Annotated in this window: 15 protein-coding genes; 6 read left to right on the forward strand and 9 right to left on the reverse strand. The window is 37.2% G+C overall.

Features of this window, described 5'->3' with window-relative positions; all coding sequences use genetic code 11:
• Positions 1-201: 201 nt before the first annotated feature.
• Entirely contained in the window at positions 202-1,389 is a 1,188-nt protein-coding gene (locus AC0L7T_RS19045; protein WP_473337583.1) for a 6-bladed beta-propeller, read from the reverse strand.
• A gap of 840 nt (positions 1,390-2,229) precedes the next feature.
• Between AC0L7T_RS19045 and AC0L7T_RS19050 the strand changes: the two genes are divergently transcribed.
• From AC0L7T_RS19050 to ygiD, 4 genes are all read left to right on the forward strand, one after another.
• Positions 2,230-3,069 carry a class I SAM-dependent methyltransferase gene (locus AC0L7T_RS19050; RefSeq protein WP_473337584.1) on the forward strand — a complete coding sequence of 280 codons (840 nt, stop codon included), beginning with the start codon at positions 2,230-2,232 and terminating at the stop codon, positions 3,067-3,069.
• On the forward strand, positions 3,059-3,283 hold the full coding sequence (locus tag AC0L7T_RS19055; RefSeq protein WP_473337586.1) for a hypothetical protein: 225 nt from the start codon (positions 3,059-3,061) through the stop codon (positions 3,281-3,283). The genes AC0L7T_RS19050 and AC0L7T_RS19055 overlap by 11 nt, the downstream gene beginning before the upstream one ends.
• Before the next feature lie 535 nt (positions 3,284-3,818).
• Complete coding sequence (locus AC0L7T_RS19060) at positions 3,819-4,427, forward strand: DUF975 family protein (protein WP_473337587.1); 609 nt, start codon at positions 3,819-3,821, stop codon at positions 4,425-4,427.
• 486 nt (positions 4,428-4,913) lie between these two features.
• On the forward strand, positions 4,914-5,741 hold the full coding sequence (gene ygiD / locus AC0L7T_RS19065; protein ID WP_473337589.1) for a 4,5-DOPA-extradiol-dioxygenase: 828 nt from the start codon (positions 4,914-4,916) through the stop codon (positions 5,739-5,741).
• Between the two features lie 293 nt (positions 5,742-6,034).
• Here the strand turns inward: ygiD and AC0L7T_RS19070 are convergent, their stop codons facing one another.
• The 4 genes from AC0L7T_RS19070 to AC0L7T_RS19085 form a co-directional block, all read right to left on the reverse strand.
• Positions 6,035-7,195: an ABC transporter permease gene (locus AC0L7T_RS19070; RefSeq protein ID WP_473337590.1), complete on the reverse strand. Its 1,161-nt coding sequence runs from the start codon at positions 7,193-7,195 to the stop codon at positions 6,035-6,037.
• Positions 7,196-7,203: 8 nt separating this feature from the next.
• The gene (locus AC0L7T_RS19075) at positions 7,204-8,160 is read right to left on the reverse strand and encodes an HlyD family secretion protein (RefSeq protein WP_473337591.1); all 957 of its coding nucleotides are present in this window, start codon (positions 8,158-8,160) and stop codon (positions 7,204-7,206) included.
• Between the two features lie 18 nt (positions 8,161-8,178).
• Entirely contained in the window at positions 8,179-9,552 is a 1,374-nt protein-coding gene (locus AC0L7T_RS19080) for a TolC family protein (protein ID WP_473337592.1), read from the reverse strand.
• 612 nt (positions 9,553-10,164) lie between these two features.
• The gene (locus AC0L7T_RS19085) at positions 10,165-10,737 is read right to left on the reverse strand and encodes a Crp/Fnr family transcriptional regulator (protein ID WP_473337593.1); all 573 of its coding nucleotides are present in this window, start codon (positions 10,735-10,737) and stop codon (positions 10,165-10,167) included.
• 337 nt (positions 10,738-11,074) lie between these two features.
• Between AC0L7T_RS19085 and AC0L7T_RS19090 the strand changes: the two genes are divergently transcribed.
• Together AC0L7T_RS19090 and AC0L7T_RS19095 are read left to right on the forward strand one after the other, a co-directional pair.
• Positions 11,075-11,869 (forward strand): HipA family kinase, encoded by a 795-nt coding sequence (locus AC0L7T_RS19090; protein WP_473337595.1) that lies wholly within the window; start codon positions 11,075-11,077, stop codon positions 11,867-11,869.
• Positions 11,847-12,230, forward strand: coding sequence for a DUF3037 domain-containing protein (locus AC0L7T_RS19095; RefSeq protein ID WP_473337596.1), 384 nt, complete (start codon positions 11,847-11,849; stop codon positions 12,228-12,230). Before AC0L7T_RS19090 ends, AC0L7T_RS19095 begins: the two co-directional genes overlap by 23 nt.
• A gap of 106 nt (positions 12,231-12,336) precedes the next feature.
• Here AC0L7T_RS19095 and AC0L7T_RS19100 read toward each other — a convergent pair whose 3' ends face one another.
• From AC0L7T_RS19100 to AC0L7T_RS19115, 4 genes are all read right to left on the reverse strand, one after another.
• Positions 12,337-12,501: a DUF1328 domain-containing protein gene (locus tag AC0L7T_RS19100; RefSeq protein ID WP_020892876.1), complete on the reverse strand. Its 165-nt coding sequence runs from the start codon at positions 12,499-12,501 to the stop codon at positions 12,337-12,339.
• Between the two features lie 128 nt (positions 12,502-12,629).
• Entirely contained in the window at positions 12,630-14,699 is a 2,070-nt protein-coding gene (locus AC0L7T_RS19105) for an alpha-L-fucosidase (RefSeq protein WP_473337598.1), read from the reverse strand.
• Entirely contained in the window at positions 14,689-18,822 is a 4,134-nt protein-coding gene (locus AC0L7T_RS19110; protein WP_473337600.1) for a hybrid sensor histidine kinase/response regulator transcription factor, read from the reverse strand. Before AC0L7T_RS19110 ends, AC0L7T_RS19105 begins: the two co-directional genes overlap by 11 nt.
• Positions 18,823-18,944: 122 nt before the next feature.
• Positions 18,945-19,610, reverse strand: coding sequence for a Crp/Fnr family transcriptional regulator (locus tag AC0L7T_RS19115; protein WP_473337601.1), 666 nt, complete (start codon positions 19,608-19,610; stop codon positions 18,945-18,947).
• Positions 19,611-19,612 lie beyond the last annotated feature (2 nt).

Below are 19,612 nucleotides of genomic sequence, written 5' to 3' on the forward strand. Positions count from 1 at the left end.
TACCAAAATCCCGTTTTTTCCAAAGGGGGATTTGCGGAAATGGGTATTTTATGACTGATTGGGAATTATTTCATCAGGCTGATAAAGCTAGTAGGTAGACCGCATCCGCTAAATCCAAACGTATCAAAATCCCCCTTCAAAAGGGGCAAGGGGGATTTTTACAATTAAGGGGACTTAATAATATACAAGATTTCAAAAAGCTCATTTGATCTTTAATTTAACCAAAACCCATGTATCCTCTTTTAATCTTTGTTTATTCATTTGAAAAAATTCATGAATATTACCTTTCATAATTTTAACTTTCTTACTTCCATACAACTCCACATATTTATTAAAGAAATTGGATGAATGAAATCTAAAGATCAAATGATCATCTGTTCCGGTCCAAGGAAAAACGTATGGCATTCCATCTATATCATTTTCAAGGTTTTTCCATTGATTAATAATATTAAATTCATTATCCATAAAAATATAATGCCTTTGATCAAGCCCTTGCCTCACAAATAACACATACTTATCCAAATACGAATGAATTAAATCAATCCTACTAACCAATTTTCTGTCTCTGACTAAATATTTTAATTCTTCCCTTTTTTCAAATCCTCTTTTTTCATCAGCTACATTGTATTTTCCGAAATCAAAAAAATAGGTGTTCTTTAAAAATCCAGAAAATTTATCTATAAACACGACCCTTGTAGCGTGAGGCATTGAAAAATAAAGAAAATCTTTTGATTCCATTTCTTTAATTCCATTTAGGTTATCAACCCTCACAATATCTTCTAAGGGTTGATCTATCTTATAAAAAAATTCTTCTTTATCATTTGAATTATCTCTTCTAATAAAATTATTCCCTTGAAAATCAGTTTTATACGATAAAAAATAAATGGAATAATCATCTCCAACATAAAAGTTGGTGTTTTGGTATCTGTTTTTTATTTCTTTAATAAATTTCCCATTTCTATCAAATTCAAGTTGTTTTTGTAAATAAGTGTCTTGAATAAAAATCCGATCGTCAGTAACTTGAAAGTCATCCATTTGGATATACTCTCCCGGCCCCATACCATTGGCATTAATCGTATTGACAACTTTTCCTTTTCCATCAAAAACAAATAAATTATGGGATCTATTGTCTCTAATAAAAATCAAACTATCTCTAAAAATGACATTATAAAGGTTAATTACAGGGTTATTGTCTGGGTAATCCAAGATAATATATTCGGGATTTTCAAATTGTTCGGATAATTTCCCTTGAATCGATTGATCCAGATCAATCTCAATTGTTATAAGCTCTTGATCTGATTCAACTTTTTCTGAGCAGGAGCAAACAAACATTGTCAGTATGAATACTATTCTTTTCAATTTTTTTTTATAAATATTGTAATTATTCATAATAATAATAATAAAACTAAAAACAAAGTTAAATAGCCATAAATTAAAAATTAGTGAATTATTAGGCAGGTAGGAATCCCTCCCGATTCTGGTAGGGACAAGCACTGCTTACTTGTTAAGAGGGAATTGCGGAAATTGTTATTTTATGGCTTATTTGCTACAATTCATCGGGCTGATAAAGCTAGCAGGTAGAACATATCCACTAAATCCAAATGCATCAAAATCCCCCTTCAAGGGGGCAGGGATGGTATTTACCTAACCTCTAGACCCATTGAAAATTTTAATCAAAAACTGCAAGCCCGGCGGCTGAGCGGAGTCGAAGCCTTAGGGTAACGCATACGTAATGCCTACCCCTTCGGCTCCGCTCAGGGTCCGGTTAGCAGATCTGACTTCTTAAAAAAAAGATAAAATACTGAATTAGAACAAAGTAACCGTATAAATCCCCCTACCCCCGTTATCAAGGCGGAGTTTCGGGAAATGACTTTTAAGGCTGATTAGATTTTAATTCATCGGTCTAAATACAGCTAAGAGGCAAAATCTGGCTTAAACATATCTACCTTCTAAACCTAAATCAGAATGTAGCACAATCTTAAAAAATCCTACAAAATCAGGAAAAGTTGAATCTAATCCACTACCTTTATCATCTGTTTTACTGAAATCAACATATTATCTGTGTCCTATTTAAAAGGACAACTCGTTTAACGAGCAATTGCACCATGGGAATCGCCTGATCTCCTATGAACAGATAATCACACCCTTTTTAATTATTTAACCAAGATCAATTGATTTATCAATCAATTGCCGCATCATTTAAATATGTGTGGCACAATAATGTTTAAAATGAAAAGTAAACAGTTAATCAATAACAACATCAACCATTTCTACACCAAAGCTTCTGAAGAAACCCGATTGGACAAAGGCATGGGCCTATTTGAATTTGAAAGAATAAAATCACTTATAAATAAATACTTGCCCTCCTCCTCATCCTGTATCCTAGACATAGGTGGCGGTACTGGAAAGTATTCGGAATGGCTTGCCCAAAAAGGGCATAAAGTCCATATGGTTGAACCAGTTGACAAGCATATTAAAATCGCCTTAAAAAGAGCCAATACACCGAATAATAAATTTCATGTTCACAGAGGAGAGTCTCGGAAATTGGAATTCCCGAATAATTTCGCTGACCTGATCATTCTCCACGGCCCACTTTACCATCTTCAAAAAAAGGAAGACAGGGAACTAACGATCCGTGAAGCAAAACGGGTTTTAAAAAACAACGGTATTGTTTTGGGTTTTGCGATCAACTATACGGCTTCAACTTTAGTAGGCCTACTGAATGGTTTAATTCACAAAAACTCATTTTTCGAAATGTGTAAAGAGGAATTAACTTCAGGAATACACAACCCACCCTGTGATTTTCCATGGCTATTGGCTGAAGCTTATTATCACAATCCCATGCAACTCAAAGAGGAATTCCTAAGCCAGAAATTCATACATCTCAATACTTATGCAGTGGAGGGTATGGCATGGTTAGACAAAAATTATTTTGCCAACATGGAAAATAGGGAACGAAGAAAAACCTTGTTAGAACTTATTCAGATTACTGAAAATGACTGTAATCTATTGCCTTTTAGTCCACACATGATGATCGCAATTAAAAAAAAATCACCTTATGAAAAATAAAGCACACTACTTCGAAGCATTAATAGAGAACAAAGGTCGAATAAATGAAATTGACCTTGGGGAGAAAATTGGCCTTGACGAGGAAGAAACCAGAAAAATAATAGTAGTCCTACTCTCAGAAAATAAAATAAAGCATGAAGGAAACGGAGTTTGTAATTACAGTCTTATGAAAACAGTTAAAAAGAGCAAACCTGGAATACAGGAAATGGGTTGAGAGAATTTCAATACCCCTCCTTCCTATAATCCCAATAAAATCGATTAACTGCCTTCACTATTCAAAAGTCAGCATGGGATGTGGGAATAAACCTTTTACCTTTCCATGGCTTGCACCTGTTTTGCCTTTGCATCAAGCAGGTGCAAGCATTCTTGTTAATGAATGAGAACTTAAAAATAAGCAATGCTATCACTATTCTTCTTCTGAAATATTGGCCTAGTGTCGTTATTCCATCCTATTTTAGGATGATATTAACTAATGATTAAAGACTAAAATTCCTATACATGGCTGACTAAATTTAAATTAGTCTATGACATTTCTTCCTTCCCACTAGTCAAATAATCAGGTATTTAAATATTTTTTATAGGCTTGGATTAGCGGTCCAAACTATTGGAGGAGTCTAATTTTTAACCTATATTCAAGCTTCAAGGTGTTCGCATATTAGAAACCAATATCGAATAACAACAGTGCCAGAAGTAGAAAAAAAACTTAATCAATCCTCCAAACGGACAAGATAACTAGAACAATAAAAAACATGGGAACTGAGAATTTAGAATTAATGAAAATGGCGCGTGAATCCCTAAAAGGTAATTGGGGTCTGGCAATCGGTACTTTTCTTGTGTATTTTATTATTATGGGTATTTTACAAGGGATGGCAGATTATTATCCCATGATAGCCCTAGGTACTTTATTAATTACCGGTCCTATGGCATTAGGAATTACACTATTTTCTTTGAGCATCTCCAGAGATCAAAATGCTAGGTTGGAGCAAATATTTGATGGCTTCAATAATTTCGTAACAGCTTTAGGCGCTTATTTACTGATTATAATATTTGTCTTATTATGGATGCTTTTGCTGATAATTCCAGGAATTATAGCTGGCATATCCTATGCCATGACTTTCTATATTATCGCTGATGACCCGACCATTGGCCCACTAGATGCCATTGACAAGAGTAAAAAAATGATGTATGGCTATAAATGGAAATTTTTTCTAATGTACTTGCTTTTTTTTGGCATGGGCTTGCTGTGTATCCTTACCCTTGGTATAGGTTTTTTATGGCTTATTCCCTTTATCAATGTGACTACAGCTAAGTTTTATGACGACATAAAAGAAAGGCCGTTCACCCCTGAAGTCATTTAAAAGTCAAATCTATAGAAAAACGAAGATCATAGGAAATGGATGATTTTCTACTATAGTAACAGAAATAATACTCAGACAACAAAGCCTCCTAACGGTAATTCAATCTACATAAAACGCATTCGCATGTGATTTTGTCAGCATTGTTGCTTCATTTCTGCACCAATGCTGACAAAATCGTAGCGTATAAATAATTTCCACGGGTTTTCACCTGAGATTATTGTAGTTGAAACCTTTCAGGTGCCCATGGAACCCTAATTCGAAGCCATTGCTATTGTATATGGTTCAGGCTTGAGAGATGCAGACAAAATCTGGCCTTTAAGGACATTATCTTGGGGCATTCATTTTCTTCCCTATATTCTACCTATTGCAAAAAAGAAGTAACCCTTTACAAAGGAATAAAAGGATTACTACGTAAACTAAGCCCTTATCACCGCAATACCTTGCCTACAAATCCTATTTACAAGCCATCACCAAATCAATTATTCAATGGACATTAGTGCTTTAAACAAACTCTCCGGTTCCTTTTCTAATACCAAAAAAATGCCTGTTCTTTTTCTTGGTCATGGCAGCCCGATGAACGGCATTGAAGAGAATGAATTTGTAAAAGGTTTTAAAAAAGTAGGAGAAGAACTTCAAAAACCAAGAGCTATCTTATGTATATCTGCCCATTGGGAAACCAAAGGCACCTATGTGACCGCTATGGAGAACCCAAGAACCATTCATGATTTTGGTGGTTTTCCGCAGGCGCTTTTTGATGTGCAATACCCTGCACCCGGAAGCCCTTCCCTGGCCCAGGAAACAAAGGATTTAATCACCAATGCGAATATTGGACTGGATGAGAGCTGGGGGCTTGATCATGGGGCCTGGAGCGTAGTCAAACACCTTTACCCCAATGCAGATGTACCCATCATTCAAATGAGCCTGGATTATACCAAGCCTGCGAAATACCACTTTGAACTGGCGCAGCAATTGTCTCAGTTACGTCAAAAAGGTATTTTAATCATTGGCAGTGGCAATATGGTGCACAACCTGGGGAAGGTGGCTTGGGACAAACTACAGGGAGAACCATATGCATTTGACTGGGCCATAGAAGCCAATGAGAAAATGAAGAATTGGATTGTGGAAGGGGATTTTCAAAGCTTAATAGACTTTAGAAGTCAAGGAAGAGCATTTGACCTGGCCATCCCAACCCCCGAACACTACTTGCCTTTGCTCTATACTTTGGCATTGAAAGATAAAAAGGATGAAACAAGCCTGTTTAACGACCAACCTGTGGGAGGTTCCTTGTCTATGACTTCTGTGAAGTTTAACTGAAACTGGTTTCAAAACCTTGAAAAAAGTGATGTTAGATAGCTAGCAAAGGTTTGATATTGTCAGCATTGTAGCCTTATCTGTGCAACAATACTGACAAAATCTAGACCTAAAGGTTTCATCGAGCTGCCTGTAAGATTAATTTTTAATGACCTCCACTTTATTTTAAGATTCAAAAAAACCCTGAAAGGGTGAAAGGATTGTAGTCACGGGTGTAGCCCGTGACACAGTACAAAGACGCCAAAATCTCCTCTTGGAAGGCTCTTTTATCCAAAGATTAGCACCCTCATTGATTATTAATTTTGCTTTTTATCCAACCGATTTATTTTAAACTGAAGTAGCTTGACCATAGCGATTAAGGCCACTAAAATTATGGCTACCAAAACCCTTATTTCAGGTCCAATTGAAGACAAATCTCCTCCATAAAAAGCAACTTTTCTAAATCCACTCAAAAATTGAGTGACGGGAATAAACTGGGCAACATTGGTTATTAACTCGGGAATAGCTGAAGTAGGCCAGGTAAAACCACTTAAAATAAACGCCGGTGTAGAAATCACCATCAACAACTCTGTAGCTTTCAATTGACTTGGAATAGCGATAGAAAACAACATGCCAATAAACATTGAAGCAAAAGTTAACAAGGTAGTCAAAACCAACATCGGGAAATTTAAAATATCAACACCAACATTAAAGAAAGAAAACAACAAACTAATAATCAACCACATAAAAGGAAGCATCAAAAAGAATGGAGTTGCCTTTAACAGGATGTGATAAATTGAAGATTTGCTTTCTTTTACAAGTTTGCCAAAATAGCCATCTTCAAAATCTCGGGAAAAAGCCAAGGCCATTGCTAAAAAGATGATTTGTTGCATGATGGCAGCAAGCAATCCAGGCAGCATAAACGTTACATAGTTGCCAGTAGAATTATAAAGCTTGTTGAAATTTATTTTAAAACTCTCATAAGAGGCTTTTGCCTGATCTGGATGGAGTCCTTGCTTTTTAAGCCCTTCAATTTCAATTCCAGCATTGATTGTCATCAAAACAGTATTGATTTGATTACTTGCTGTATTGGCATTTAAAATATTTGCCATATTCAAATCTACACGTACCTCCGGGTGCTTTTTTTGCAAAAGATTTTTTTCAAAATCAGCAGGCAGGGTAATTACCGCAACATATTGTTTGACAGGCATTTCATTTTTAATATCCCCCGCTATTGCTCTTACATCAGAAACGAATAAGCCCTCATTGTCTTCAAAGGCATCAATTATTTTATCTGATGCTGGACTTTGGTCTTGATCAATAATTACAATTGGCAAATCTTTGACTTTTGCTTGTTGGTACACATAGCCGAATAAGATACCATAGCCTATGGGAGCGCCAAAGAAGATGGCCATCAGGACACTATTGGAAAAAATATGCCTGAATTCCAGTTTTAATAAGCCTATGAATTTTTTCATATTTTTATCTATTTAATAAGTAAGGTGGCGTTGATATAAAACTTTTGCCCCTGAATAGTTGAGATGGGTACTACTTTTAATTCATAAATTGATTCAGACAACTCGTACAAGGGTGCTGTGCTCGTAATGTCTGCATATTGTGCAAGTTGCTTGATGGCTACAATCCTGCCTTCTGTCTCTTCTTCGGTATATGGATTGACTAAGGTTAGTTCCTGCCCTACTTCAAAATCATAAATCTTAGATTCTGGGATGGTAAACCTGAAATAGATGCTGTTGGTTTTGTAACCATTGAACAAGGAAAAACCTGGAGTAAGCAACTCCCCTTCATCAAGGCTAATGGTTTCTACCGACATGTCCGCCGGAGCAATAACAAACTGCTCCAGGGAAGCGGTAGCAACTTCTTCTCTTGCTCCCTTTGCCCTATCCAACTGTCCTTTTGCTTGCTCAATCTGCTCTTCCCTCGCTCCTTTTTTCACTTCATCCCGTTTGGCCTCCAGAGCAGCTACCTGTGCTTTCGCCATGTCCAGCTTCATCTTAATCTCATCAAATTGTTGTTGGGTTACCAATGAATCCTTGTACATGGCTTCAAGGCGATTATAGGATTCTTGGGCAAAATTCAATTGCGCTTTACCAGCATTTAATTGGCCATCTATCTGGCTCAATTGTTCTGCAGTAGCACCATTAAAAGCCATGTTGAATTGCCCTTGAGCTGCCATTATGGCTCCATCAGCTTGAAGCATTTTGGCATGTACTTCCGGGATATTAATCGTGGCTAAGGTGTCTCCTTTCTTTACTTTTTGTCCTTCTTCTACGAATATTTTATCAATTCTTCCTGCAAGTTTGCTACTTACTGAAATGGTTTCAAATTTCACTTTACCTCTATTGGGGGTGATCTGTTCTTGCTGGCATGAATTCAATGCGAGTAGTGCGAAACAGCCTAGTAGTATATTTTTATAAGTATTCATTTTTTTATTTTTGATGGGTTAGTAATTAAGTATTCCTTTGGCATGAAGCAGGTCTGCTACAGCTCTGCGTTCTTTAAAATAGGATTCCTGCAGCTTGAAATTGGCTTTCTCAACATCATTTAAAGCATCCAACACATCATTGATCGAGGCCAGGTTGTTTTTGTATTGGGTATTGACCATCTCATAGTTTTCATTGGCCAATTCAATTTCCTTTTGAACAATTTTACTGTTCAATAAGGCCGATTCATAGCTTATTTCAGCTTTGGATATTCCCAAATCAATCATTTCATTGGCCTCTTCAATCTGTTCTCTATACTTAGCAGTCTCTAGTTGAACTTTTCTTCTTTTTAATCGCGATTGGTTGCCATCAAAAACATTCCATTTAAGTCCAACCCCTACATACCATTTTGGATCTAGCAGCGATAAATTCTCTTCTATAAACTCATAGTGACCTTTCAAGGCAACTTTAGGAATGAAATTGCTCTTCAGCATTTTGGCCTGGTATTGTGTCGCCTTTTCGGCCTCTTCCAAGGCTTTAATTTCATTTCGTTTCTCCCCATTGGAATCAGCATCTACAGAAAAAGAATGCAATTGCGGATGGAGTATTTTTAAATCCGTTCTACTTTCTCCAGTAAGCTGATGAAGCACTTCTATCAAGAGGATATTGTTGTGCTCAAATTCAAGTTTTTTGGCTTCCAATTGTTGCCTTGCCAGTTCAATTTTATTTCGACTGATGGGTGTCGCCAGACCATTTTCAATGGCCTTACTGACATAGGTCGCCTGCTCATTCAAGTAGTTTTCTGAAGTAGTAAGCACCTTCTTTGATGCTTTTACCAAGGCAAGTTTATCATAGGCTTCTATGATTTGTAAGGCAATTTTATCTTCCTCTGCCATCCCTACGTAATTCAAAGAGGCTTCCTTGTGTTTGCTTGCTTGAAGGGCATTGCTTGCTTCCAGCCCGCTAAACAGTACCCAATCTACATCTACCGATGACCTCAGAATATTTTGGTTTTGCAAAACCGGAACCTCTTGCAAGGGAATGGTATTGGGGAAGGTCGAGTTAAAAGGTAATCCAACAGCGTCTTTGATTACAAGTTTTTGGGTCTCCGTTAACAGGGTTTTCGTATTGTCATCAAAAGTGATGTCATCGTTCAAATGGGTATAACTCCCGTTTAAAGTAATTTTGGGCAAGAACACCGATTTCGCCAATTGCTGGTCAACTTTGGCCTGTTCAGCATCCATGCGTTTACTATTAAGGCTATGGCTTTTATTAAGCCCTTTATTGATCAAGCCTTTTAGTATTGGATCTATTTGCTGTGCTTTAGTTACCGACGGCATCGCCGTAGCAAGCACAATCATTAGTATCGCTAATGCTCTTTTGTATCGTTTCATTGTAAATAGTTTTATAATTACAATACAAAGATCCTGATGTAACGGCGATTTTCTTTTGACCTATATCAAAAAGTGAAATGAGGGGTATTTTTAAAGAATTGGTGTCATTCAAGAATTTCTCCTATAAATCCGAAATCAAAACTTTTAAAATCTGATTCAAAGAAACCAGTAAAAAGCAATAGGGCTTGACTAAGTTCGGTAGAGATTTTGTCAGCATTGTTGCAGAAAAAAAAGCAACAATACCGCCAAAATCGTATTGTTCTAATAATTTTCAACAGGGGCTCACACCCCTGTCTACAATAATCTCACCCCTTCCGGATTCTTTGGAATTGATTGAACTTCACAATCATTTAATGAAGATTCACTGAACCAAGAACTGCACATATGGTTATAATAATAAGCCCTTCAATGCTGCTGATATAGAAAAAATCACTTCTATAATGATTAAATAAAGCTTTAAAGAATTAGAGGAAATTGCTTAATAAAAGGGCTATTGCAAAATAAAAACTCAAGTGTTTGCTCAAATAGAACAGGATAAATGCTCAGCTTAAATCCATTGCCCAATCAAATGAACCCTGAGTTTGAAAAAGTCTTATCTGAATTGGTTTCTCCCTATTTACTTGAATTGCTTTTCCTGATACGGCTCAATGTTTCTTGCGTCATGCCTAAATAGGAAGCGATATGGCCCAAAGAAACTTGATAAGAAATGTCTGGAAACTCAGCAAGCATGTATTCATACCGTTCTTTGGCTGTCTGAAATTGAATGGCATTTAGTTTATTCACTACTTTGGCAAGCATTTCCGTGGTAACCAACCTCCCTAGCTTTTCCATTTTTGGATAGGTGTCGAACAATTCATCCAGCTTTTCTTTTGTGATACTGTATATCACGGCATCTTCTAAAACTTCAATAAAATACAAACTGGGACATTGTTGGAAAAAGCTATCCGCACTGGCCATGAACTTCCCACTACCAAAAAACCATTGGGTGATTTCCTTTCCCGCCTGATTGAGGTAATAGCTTCTACCCAGTCCACTTTCTATAAAGTACAAGGTTTTAGAAACCTCCCCTTGGCGTACAAGCACTTGATTCTTAGGGACAGCTTCTTTTTTAAAGTGTTTGAGGATGTCATTTAACTCATCATTCGTAAAAGGCACCAATGCCTTTAAAAAATCGGAAATATTCATAAATGTCATGGGTATCGGAAAGTAGTAGCACCAAAGGCTAAATTTCCAGCAAAGTTTCTACAGTTATTATTTCTTTAATCAGGCAGCTCTTGGGCTGTCGTACAAATACCCAATTTGGGAAATACATTAAAAGTGAAACTACGAAAAAATAAAATGATTTGGCGGTGCCAGTGTCTTCTTGTTTTAATAAAGAAGAAAATAATGCTTTTGGATTTGGGAATTTTGACTCCTTATTATAAATTCTGTTCTCTATTTCAGGTTTAGTTCATTAATTAGCCCCAAATTGCAGGTATGAAGGGTTTGTACTATTTCCATACAAACCCATATTTAAAAATTTATGGAACAATTACCACAATTGCGTACAGTAAATGTGACCAGGTACATGCAACCATTAAGGGAAGGAGGATCACTTCCTGCCCTTGCCGCTGCAGACGATGGCTTTAATTACGTATTAAAATTCCGGGGAGCAGGCCAACGTGAAAAAGCGCTGATTGCAGAACTCCTTGGGGGAGAAATTGCCCGATTACTTGGCCTTAAAGTACCGGAGCTTGTCTTTGCCAATCTTGATCCTGCCTTTGGCAGATCTGAAGGAGACGAAGAAATCCAGGATTTATTGAAAGGAAGTCAAGGCTTAAACCTGGCTTTGCATTTCCTATCTGGATCCATAAACTTCGACCCTTTGGTAGCAAAGGTAGACCCACTTCTTGCCTCTAAAATCGTTTGGTTAGACATGTTCATCACCAATGTGGACAGGACCTTTAGAAACACAAATATGCTAATGTGGAATAGAGAACTTTGGCTCATTGACCATGGCGCAGCATTTTTATTTCAACATGGCTGGACGAGGTGGAAAGAAAATGCGACCAAATCATTCCCAATCATCGCTAACCATGTGCTACTCCAGCAAGCTGAAAGCTTGACTGAGGTCAATGATGAATTCACTTCAATTTTAAGTGAGGATAAGATTAACGCAATTGTTTCGCTGATACCCGATGATTGGTTGTTGGCAGGAAGAGATGGGGAAAATGCTGAGGAACTGCGAACAGTCTATGCCGATTTTCTAAAGCTAAGATTGTCTTATGCGGATCAATTCACCAAAGAAGCAGACGATGCAAGAAAATCACTTATATGAATATGCGGTCTTGCGCGTAGTACCAAGGGTGGAACGCGAAGAATTTATAAATGTCGGCGTCATTTTGTGTGATCACAAAAGTGGCTTTTTAGGAGTAAAAATTCACCTTTCCAGGGAAAAGATCCTGGCTTTAGATCCAGATGCTGACATTGAAATGATCCAATTGAACTTGAGTTCTTTCGAAAAAATTTGTGATGGAAAATCTAATGGAGGACAAATTGCAACAATGGACCTGGCTTCACGCTTCAGGTGGCTGACCGCCGTGAGAAGTTCTATAATCCAAACTTCCAGGCCTCACCCTGGATTAAGCAAAAACTTGAAGAAAACCTTGCAAAAACTTTTCGAAGAATCTGTGTTATAGAAAAAAATAGCAGGCAAAACCTTTGTAGGTGTATCGCAATTAGGAAATTGCTAATGCGTAGAAAAAGGAAACCCACCCGATCTTTACCATCGGGTGGGTTATTTATTTAAAATCCATTCACTCCCCCAGCAACAAGACTTATCACCAGCAAAACGATGAATATATAAAATATTATTTTAGCAATAGAGGCTAATCCGGAGGCAAGTCCTCCAAAACCTAAAACGGCAGCTATTAAAGCTACTACTAGAAATGTAATTACCCAGGTTAACATAGTATCAGTGGTTTTTTGGTTATAAATTTATTTTCTAACCAAAAGACAAAAACCACTCCAACATTCTGCCTTTCACCCCTTATGCAATCATTTTGGCCTATTTTATTCTATTGCGCTACTTTTTTGTTTTATTCAGTTAACAACACACCTATTTCAGCAAAACTAGCGGGCTGTCCATCTGTAGTGCTTTTTGCTTTTAACTGGATAAACCTTGCTGACCTTGGATCAAATTCAACTCTTTGCTCAATTGGGCTATTGGCAATATTGCCGAACTCGCCCTCTGCAGCTTTTTGCCAGCTTTTCCCATCCAAACTGGTGTAAAACGCATAGGTCTTGATCAGTCCCGATAGGTACCTGTTTTGCATAGGGAAATAGGTAAAACCTGAAACTTCCTGTTTTTCTCCCAGGTCAATGGTTGCTATGTTTTGATTACTTATATAATTGGTGGATGGATCTTCATCTATAAGATTCCCTGCATTCTCCCCTCCATCCACTACCGTCCAATTCTTTTTAGCCAATTGTAGATTAACTTCAATTACCTCACTGAATTTGCTTGAAATTGGATCTTTGGTCACTGCCATTAACTTAGTTGGGTGCAATACCTCAAACCCTTGGCTATAAACCTTGCCTGACTGCGCGGGATCTTTTCCATCCAGGCTGTAATACACCTCTAATCCCTCTTCAACAACGTTTAATTTTACGGTCCCATTTTTATCTCTATCCACTTCTGGTGGCAATAACAATTTAGGGGCATCATAAAAGGCCAAATGACTTATTACCGGACTGTCTTTGGCATCATGAATGGTGAATCTTACAGCTGTTGCTTTCGTATCAGGAAGTCTTAGGATTCTTTTATAGCCAATGGTCGTCTCTTTGGCTATACTTTTCCATTCTCCATTATCATTTTGTATTTCAAGTTCAAATGACTTCACTCTTTGTCCTAAGGAAATATTTTCCTGAACCAAAAACCGATTGAAGGACTGGACCTCATCGAAATCAATGGTAACAGTAGCTGCTACTTCACCCGAAGCAGGGCTCCAGGAAGATTCCATTTCTGAACTTAATATATTTTCTACAGCATACTTACCATTTTCAGATGAAGCGGAAAGGTTACTGCTTTTCAATGGTATTTTCTGGCTAAAATCCTCCTTCACCTTATCAACCAATTTCATCAGTTGTGTCACGTCATTTTCATTAATTTGCCCTGTTTTGTCTACAGGGAAATTAAGTAATAAAGAGCTATTTCGTCCGATACTGTTATAGTAAATCTCCAATAACTGCGGAAGGGATTTCACTTTATGGTCTTCATAAGGGTGATAATACCAACCTGGTCGAATAGATACGTCTGCTTCTGCAGGTACCCAATGGGTGCCATTTTCTTGACCCCGAGAATATTTTTTTGAATATTCCGGCATTCCTCCATAAATGGAATCTCTCAAAAGATTGGACCAGGTAGACTCATAGGCGAAACCATGCTCATTGCCTACCCATCTTACATCAGGACCCGCATCCCCAAAAATCACCGCATTAGGCTGAAGTTCACGAATCATAGCAAATGTTGTAGGCCAGTCATAGTAACTTTTTTTATCCACCCTCCGTTCTTCATTGGCCCCACCATAATATCCTGAACCACCATTGGCCCCATCAAACCAAACCTCAAAAACCTCCCCATAATTGGTAAGCAACTCTCTTAATTGCGCTCTAAAAACCTCAACATATTTAGGCGTTCCATAGTCTGGATTGTTTCTGTCCCAAGGAGAAAGGTATACCCCAAACTTCAGGCCTTCAGCTCTAAATGCTTCTGCCACTTCTTTGATAATATCGCCTTTACCATCTTTCCAGGCAGCATTTTTTACAGAGTGCTCCGTGGTGGCTGTGGGCCATAGACAAAAACCATCATGGTGTTTGGCCGTAATGATGATCCCTTTCATCCCAGCAGCTTTGCAAACCTTCGCCCACTGTTTTGGGTTGAAATCTGTAGGGTTAAATAGCGAAGGATCCTCATCACCCAAGCCCCATTCCATATTGGTGAAAGTATTCATATTAAAATGGGCAAAGGCATAAAACTCCATTCCTTGCCAGGCAAGTTGTCTCTCTTGTGGAATGGGTAAAACGGGAGTCAATGGCTCTGTTTCGGGGGACTGGCACCTTACAAAAAGCACAATTGAAAGGCCAAGGAATAATAATTTACGCTTCATTATTGTCTTTTTGATATTGGGAAGGTAGGACACCAAAATTATTTTTAAAGTGTTTGGAGAAATATTTAGGGTTATTAAATCCGACTTTATAGGCCACGTCAGAAACAGAATATTCATTCCCTTTCAAAAGATCTGCAGCCTTTTGCAAACGAATGGATAGAATAAAATCCAGCGGGCTTTGGCCTGTTAGTGAATTTATCTTTTCATCCAAATGCGTTTTACTCATCCTTAATTCGTTGCCAAGCTTTTCAACAGAAAAATCCGGATTTTCCAATTCATTTTCTACAATTGAAACTGCTTTCTGTATTAATTTATCATCAATTGATTCTAATTCTGCTTCATTGGTTTCAACAGAAATAACTCTCTTGTAAAGGTTTTGTAGTCTCCTTTTTTCTTCAAGTAATTTTTGCAAGCTGGAATGGAGGAGTTCAGGATTAAGCGGCAATTCCAGATAAAGATTGCAGCCTGAAACAATTCCAAGTAGTTGGTCTTCATCTTCGGTCTTAGAAGACAGCAAAACTACTGGCACATGTGATGTTTTGCTATTGTTCTTTATTAATTTACATAGGGTAGCACCATCCAATTCAGGTATTAACAATTCTGAAAGGATAATATCAGGAACTTCATTTTGAACCATTTCCAATGCAGCTTTTCCATCAAAGGCTATATCAATAATAAAGTCATCCTTAAGTTCATCTTCAATAAATTTCCGGAGTTTAGCATTGTGTTCTACCAGAAGTAGCCTGGGTTTTGGGAAAGATTCTCCAGAAGGCAAAGTAGCTATCGGTTCTCCTCTCTCTACATCTGTATTTATTTTTTCCTTAACTTGATAACCATCACGCAGAACTAAGGGCAAGGTAACCGTGAATTGGGCCCCCTTTCCGGGTTCACTGTTAACAGTTACACCTCCTCCATGCATCTTTGAGAATTCGCTTACCAAAGCTAGACCTATGCCAGTCCCTTGATTCTGGTTAGAAAGGGATGAATAAAACTTGGAAAAAATCCGTTGGTGAAGATGTTTTGGAATCCCTAGTCCTGAATCTGTGACAATAATAGCTAAAACGCCTTCACCTAAGCCTTCTTGTTTGAACTTTAGAGATACATCGATCTTCCCTCCCGAAGGCGTAAATTTAAATGCATTTGATAACAGGTTGCTGATAATTTTTCTAACTTTGTCCATGTCAAATGAACATGTTATATTCTTAACATCAGAACTAAAGGTAAGTGTTATATTTGTATTCGCGGAAAGGCTTCCAAAAGTATACACCTGCTCTTGAATCAAGGAAATTATATCACTTTCTGAAAGCACCAATTTAATGGTTTGCTGTTCAATATTTTTAACGTCCATTAATTGATTGACCATGGTCAATAGTTTTTTGGCGTTTTTTTGAATGGTTTGCAAATAAAATTTTGAGGAGTCTTCCCCTTCTTTTTCCAATAATTTTTCAATTGGAGCAAGGATCAAGGCTAGCGGTGTTCTAAATTCCATGCCTATATTGTTAAAAAACCTGCTTTTCATTTGATCCAACTCTGCCAGTCTATGAATTTCTTTTATTTCATCTAACCTTTTTAGTCTTAAGCGTTCTTTTCCTACAAACCATCTCCAGGCAATCAATAAAATTATTACAAAGGTGATAAAATAAATAACGTAAGCTATAGTCGTTTTCCAAAATGGTGCTAAAACTTCAATTGCAAGAGATGAAATGTTTTTACCTGGTATACCATCAATATTTGAGGCCTTTACCAATAACCTATAATTTCCCGGATCTAAATTGGTAAATGAAACCTCGAAGGGTGGTTTGGAAAGGCTAGTCCAATCCTGATTAAAACCTTCCAGCTTGTATAGAAAGCTACTTTTATCTGGATTCAGGTAATTCATGGATGAAAAAGAAACAGAGAAAATATTTTCATCGTGATTCAATTGTATTGCCCTTTGTTTGTTCAATGGGCTTGGTAATAAAATGCGACCATTCACCTTTTCATTTACAACTACAGGACGGTTGAACAACTGAAATTCAGAAAACACTATTGAAGATTCATCCTCATAAAAGGGGAAGGTGGGAGGATCTACATAATTAAACCCATCTGAACCACCTAAATATACCTTGCCATTTTTGGCTAAAAATAAAGCGTTTTTATTGTAATAATCTCCTTGAAGTCCATCACCAGCATTAAAAACCCTGAATTCGGCGGAAAATAATGGCTTAGACCTATCAATTTTTGCATGAATAACACCCTCTTGTGAGCTTATCCACAAATTACCCAAATCATCCACCATCAACCCTACCAAATACTTGTTTTTCACCCCGCTTGCTTCATTGAACACTATAAACCGAGATGTTTGCTCATCAAAATAACACAAGCCCTTATTTGTACTGGCCCAAATTACACCTTGTTTGTCTTTGACAAGATCAGTAATCTCATTGGTACTCAAACCAAAAGAAGATTTAGTTGAATCGGCTAAATAATACTTTAGGTATCCTGTGTCTGGGTTAAATACGTTAATTCCATTGTTACCAGCAACCCATATATTACCCTTCACATCTTCTGTGATACCAGTAACGTATCCAACAGTTAGTGGCATTCCCTTGCCGTTTAACCTGTAATGGGAAAAAGTCCCTTTTTCTCGATCCAGCTCAAATAATCCCTCTCTGAGCGTCCCTACCCATAATCTGTTTTTACTGTCCTCAAAAATTTTCCAAACATTACTGTCTTTTAATCCATCCGGATTATCCAAATCAGCTTGATAGTGGGTTACAGTAGTACCGTCCAAGGCATACAAACCATCCTGATATGTCCCAATCCACAATACGCCTTTGTGGTCTGTGAACATGTCTACCACTACCATACTTTCAGGTATCACATAGTTACCCAGCTTTACTATGATCGAAAAAGCACCATTTTCTGGAGAATATTTCCACAGACCACCCCCATTGGTTCCAATATAAATTTCACCAGACGCAGCCTCTTCAAAGGCATTCACATCGTTCCATGGATAGGGCGTTGATGGATCGATTTCCCTTCTTACCAAAGCAAATCTACTTGAATGAGGGTGGTATAATTCTACACCTCCCTTAAAAGAACCTACCCAAACAATTCCCTGATCGTCTTCATAAAGCGCGTATATTGCATTATTTGACAAGGAATTGGGATTGTCTGGCTCATTCAGTAAATATTTTATTTCATTTTTATTTTTGTTGACAATATTAATCCCACCATGATCAGTGCCTATCCATACCTGTCCACTGGTGTGGGGCAAAATAGTCTTAACCAATGAATTGTTTAATTGCATACCATCTGATACTTCGTTGATGGTAGTAATAGAATAGTTCTCATGGTCAATTAAAAAAACGCCGAAAGCATGATCGGGACAGTAAACCCAGCCATCTCCGTCTTTATCAAGTTTTAATTTTAATTTATACTTTTGGGTGCTACTGACAATCTCGTCAATTGAAAAATGATGTATAACTTTAAAGGAATTCCCTGACAAAACGTCAATGATTCCATTGTCATACACCAGCCAAAGATTTCCCGATGGGTCCTCCTGAATATCTGTGACATTATCACCACTCAAACTACCTTCTACTGCACTATTGCTAATAAGGTACTGGGATTCATCACTGGTCTGATTATATATTGTTAGGCCATTATAAGGGTGTAAAAACCAGAATCTACCCTGAGAATCTGTAAACACTTTACTAATTCCTATACTTTTTAGTTTATAGCGATTTTTAAATTTTTCAAAATCATCTAAAAAAATACCTTTGTCTTTGTTATAAACGTTAAAAATAGTATCTATACCCTTAACCCATAAATCACCCTCTATACCCTCAAAAATATCATAAATATTATTATTGTTGATGGTACTTGAATCATTTTCATCACCCAAATAAAATTTTGTTTTAATACCATCATACCTATTTAGCCCATTAAAGGTCCCGAACCACATATAGCCATCGGCATCCTTAATAATGGCTTGAACATGCCTATTTGAGAGGTTTTGATCCGATTGAAGACTTTTAAACTTAAACTCTTGCGCTGTTAGGTCCGAGAATAAAAAAAATAAAGTAAACAGGAGAAAAAGAAAACGATTCATAAATCCAATATAATGACTATAAGGCATATTTAAAATCCTTTTAAGTTTTTAAAGTGATTGATTATTGGCTAAAAATTATGAATGGCCAAATAATTATATAAATGATAATTTTAAAACTTAATACTGGGCATTTGACCTCTGCTGTCTGGTCAATTCAGCTTATGAACCAACTCTTCAAAATCATCCCTAATGTAAATTACGTTTCGACCCAATTCAATCCACTTCTTTTTTTCTAACTGTTTGAGTAATCTTGAAATTACCTCTCTGGAGGTACCCAATTCATTGGCGATTTCCTGATGAGTGGTAGAAAGTTCATTGGTTTTCAATTGCTTCATTTTAGTCACCAAATAGCGCATCAATCGCTCATCCATACGTTTGAAAGCCACAGCATCCAGTGTTTGCAACAATTCCTGAAATTTTATTCGATAAGAATCTGTTACGTAATCTTTCCACTGCTTGAATTCCTCTGTCCATTTTTCATGTTTGTCTACAGGAACACTGAGCAATATACTGTCTTCCTCTGCTACTGCTCTGATCTCGCTTGGTCTTAGGGAAGAGCAACAGGTTAGGGATAAGGCACAAGTTTCTCCGGGATCAATATAATACAACAACAACTCCTTTCCTTCTTCATCCAAACGCAAAACTTTAATGCTTCCACTCAATAAAATTGGAACCATTTTAATAAATTGGCCTGGCTCTATTATCGCTTCTCCTCTTTTTATTTCCAAGATTTTTCCTTCATTTGCCAAGGCATTCAAAAGGCGTGAATCTGAAAAAAAGGGCAAATATTCGGATAGGTTTTCTTTTGCAATCATGT

The organism is Cyclobacterium sp. 10D3-21 (assembly GCF_055809755.1).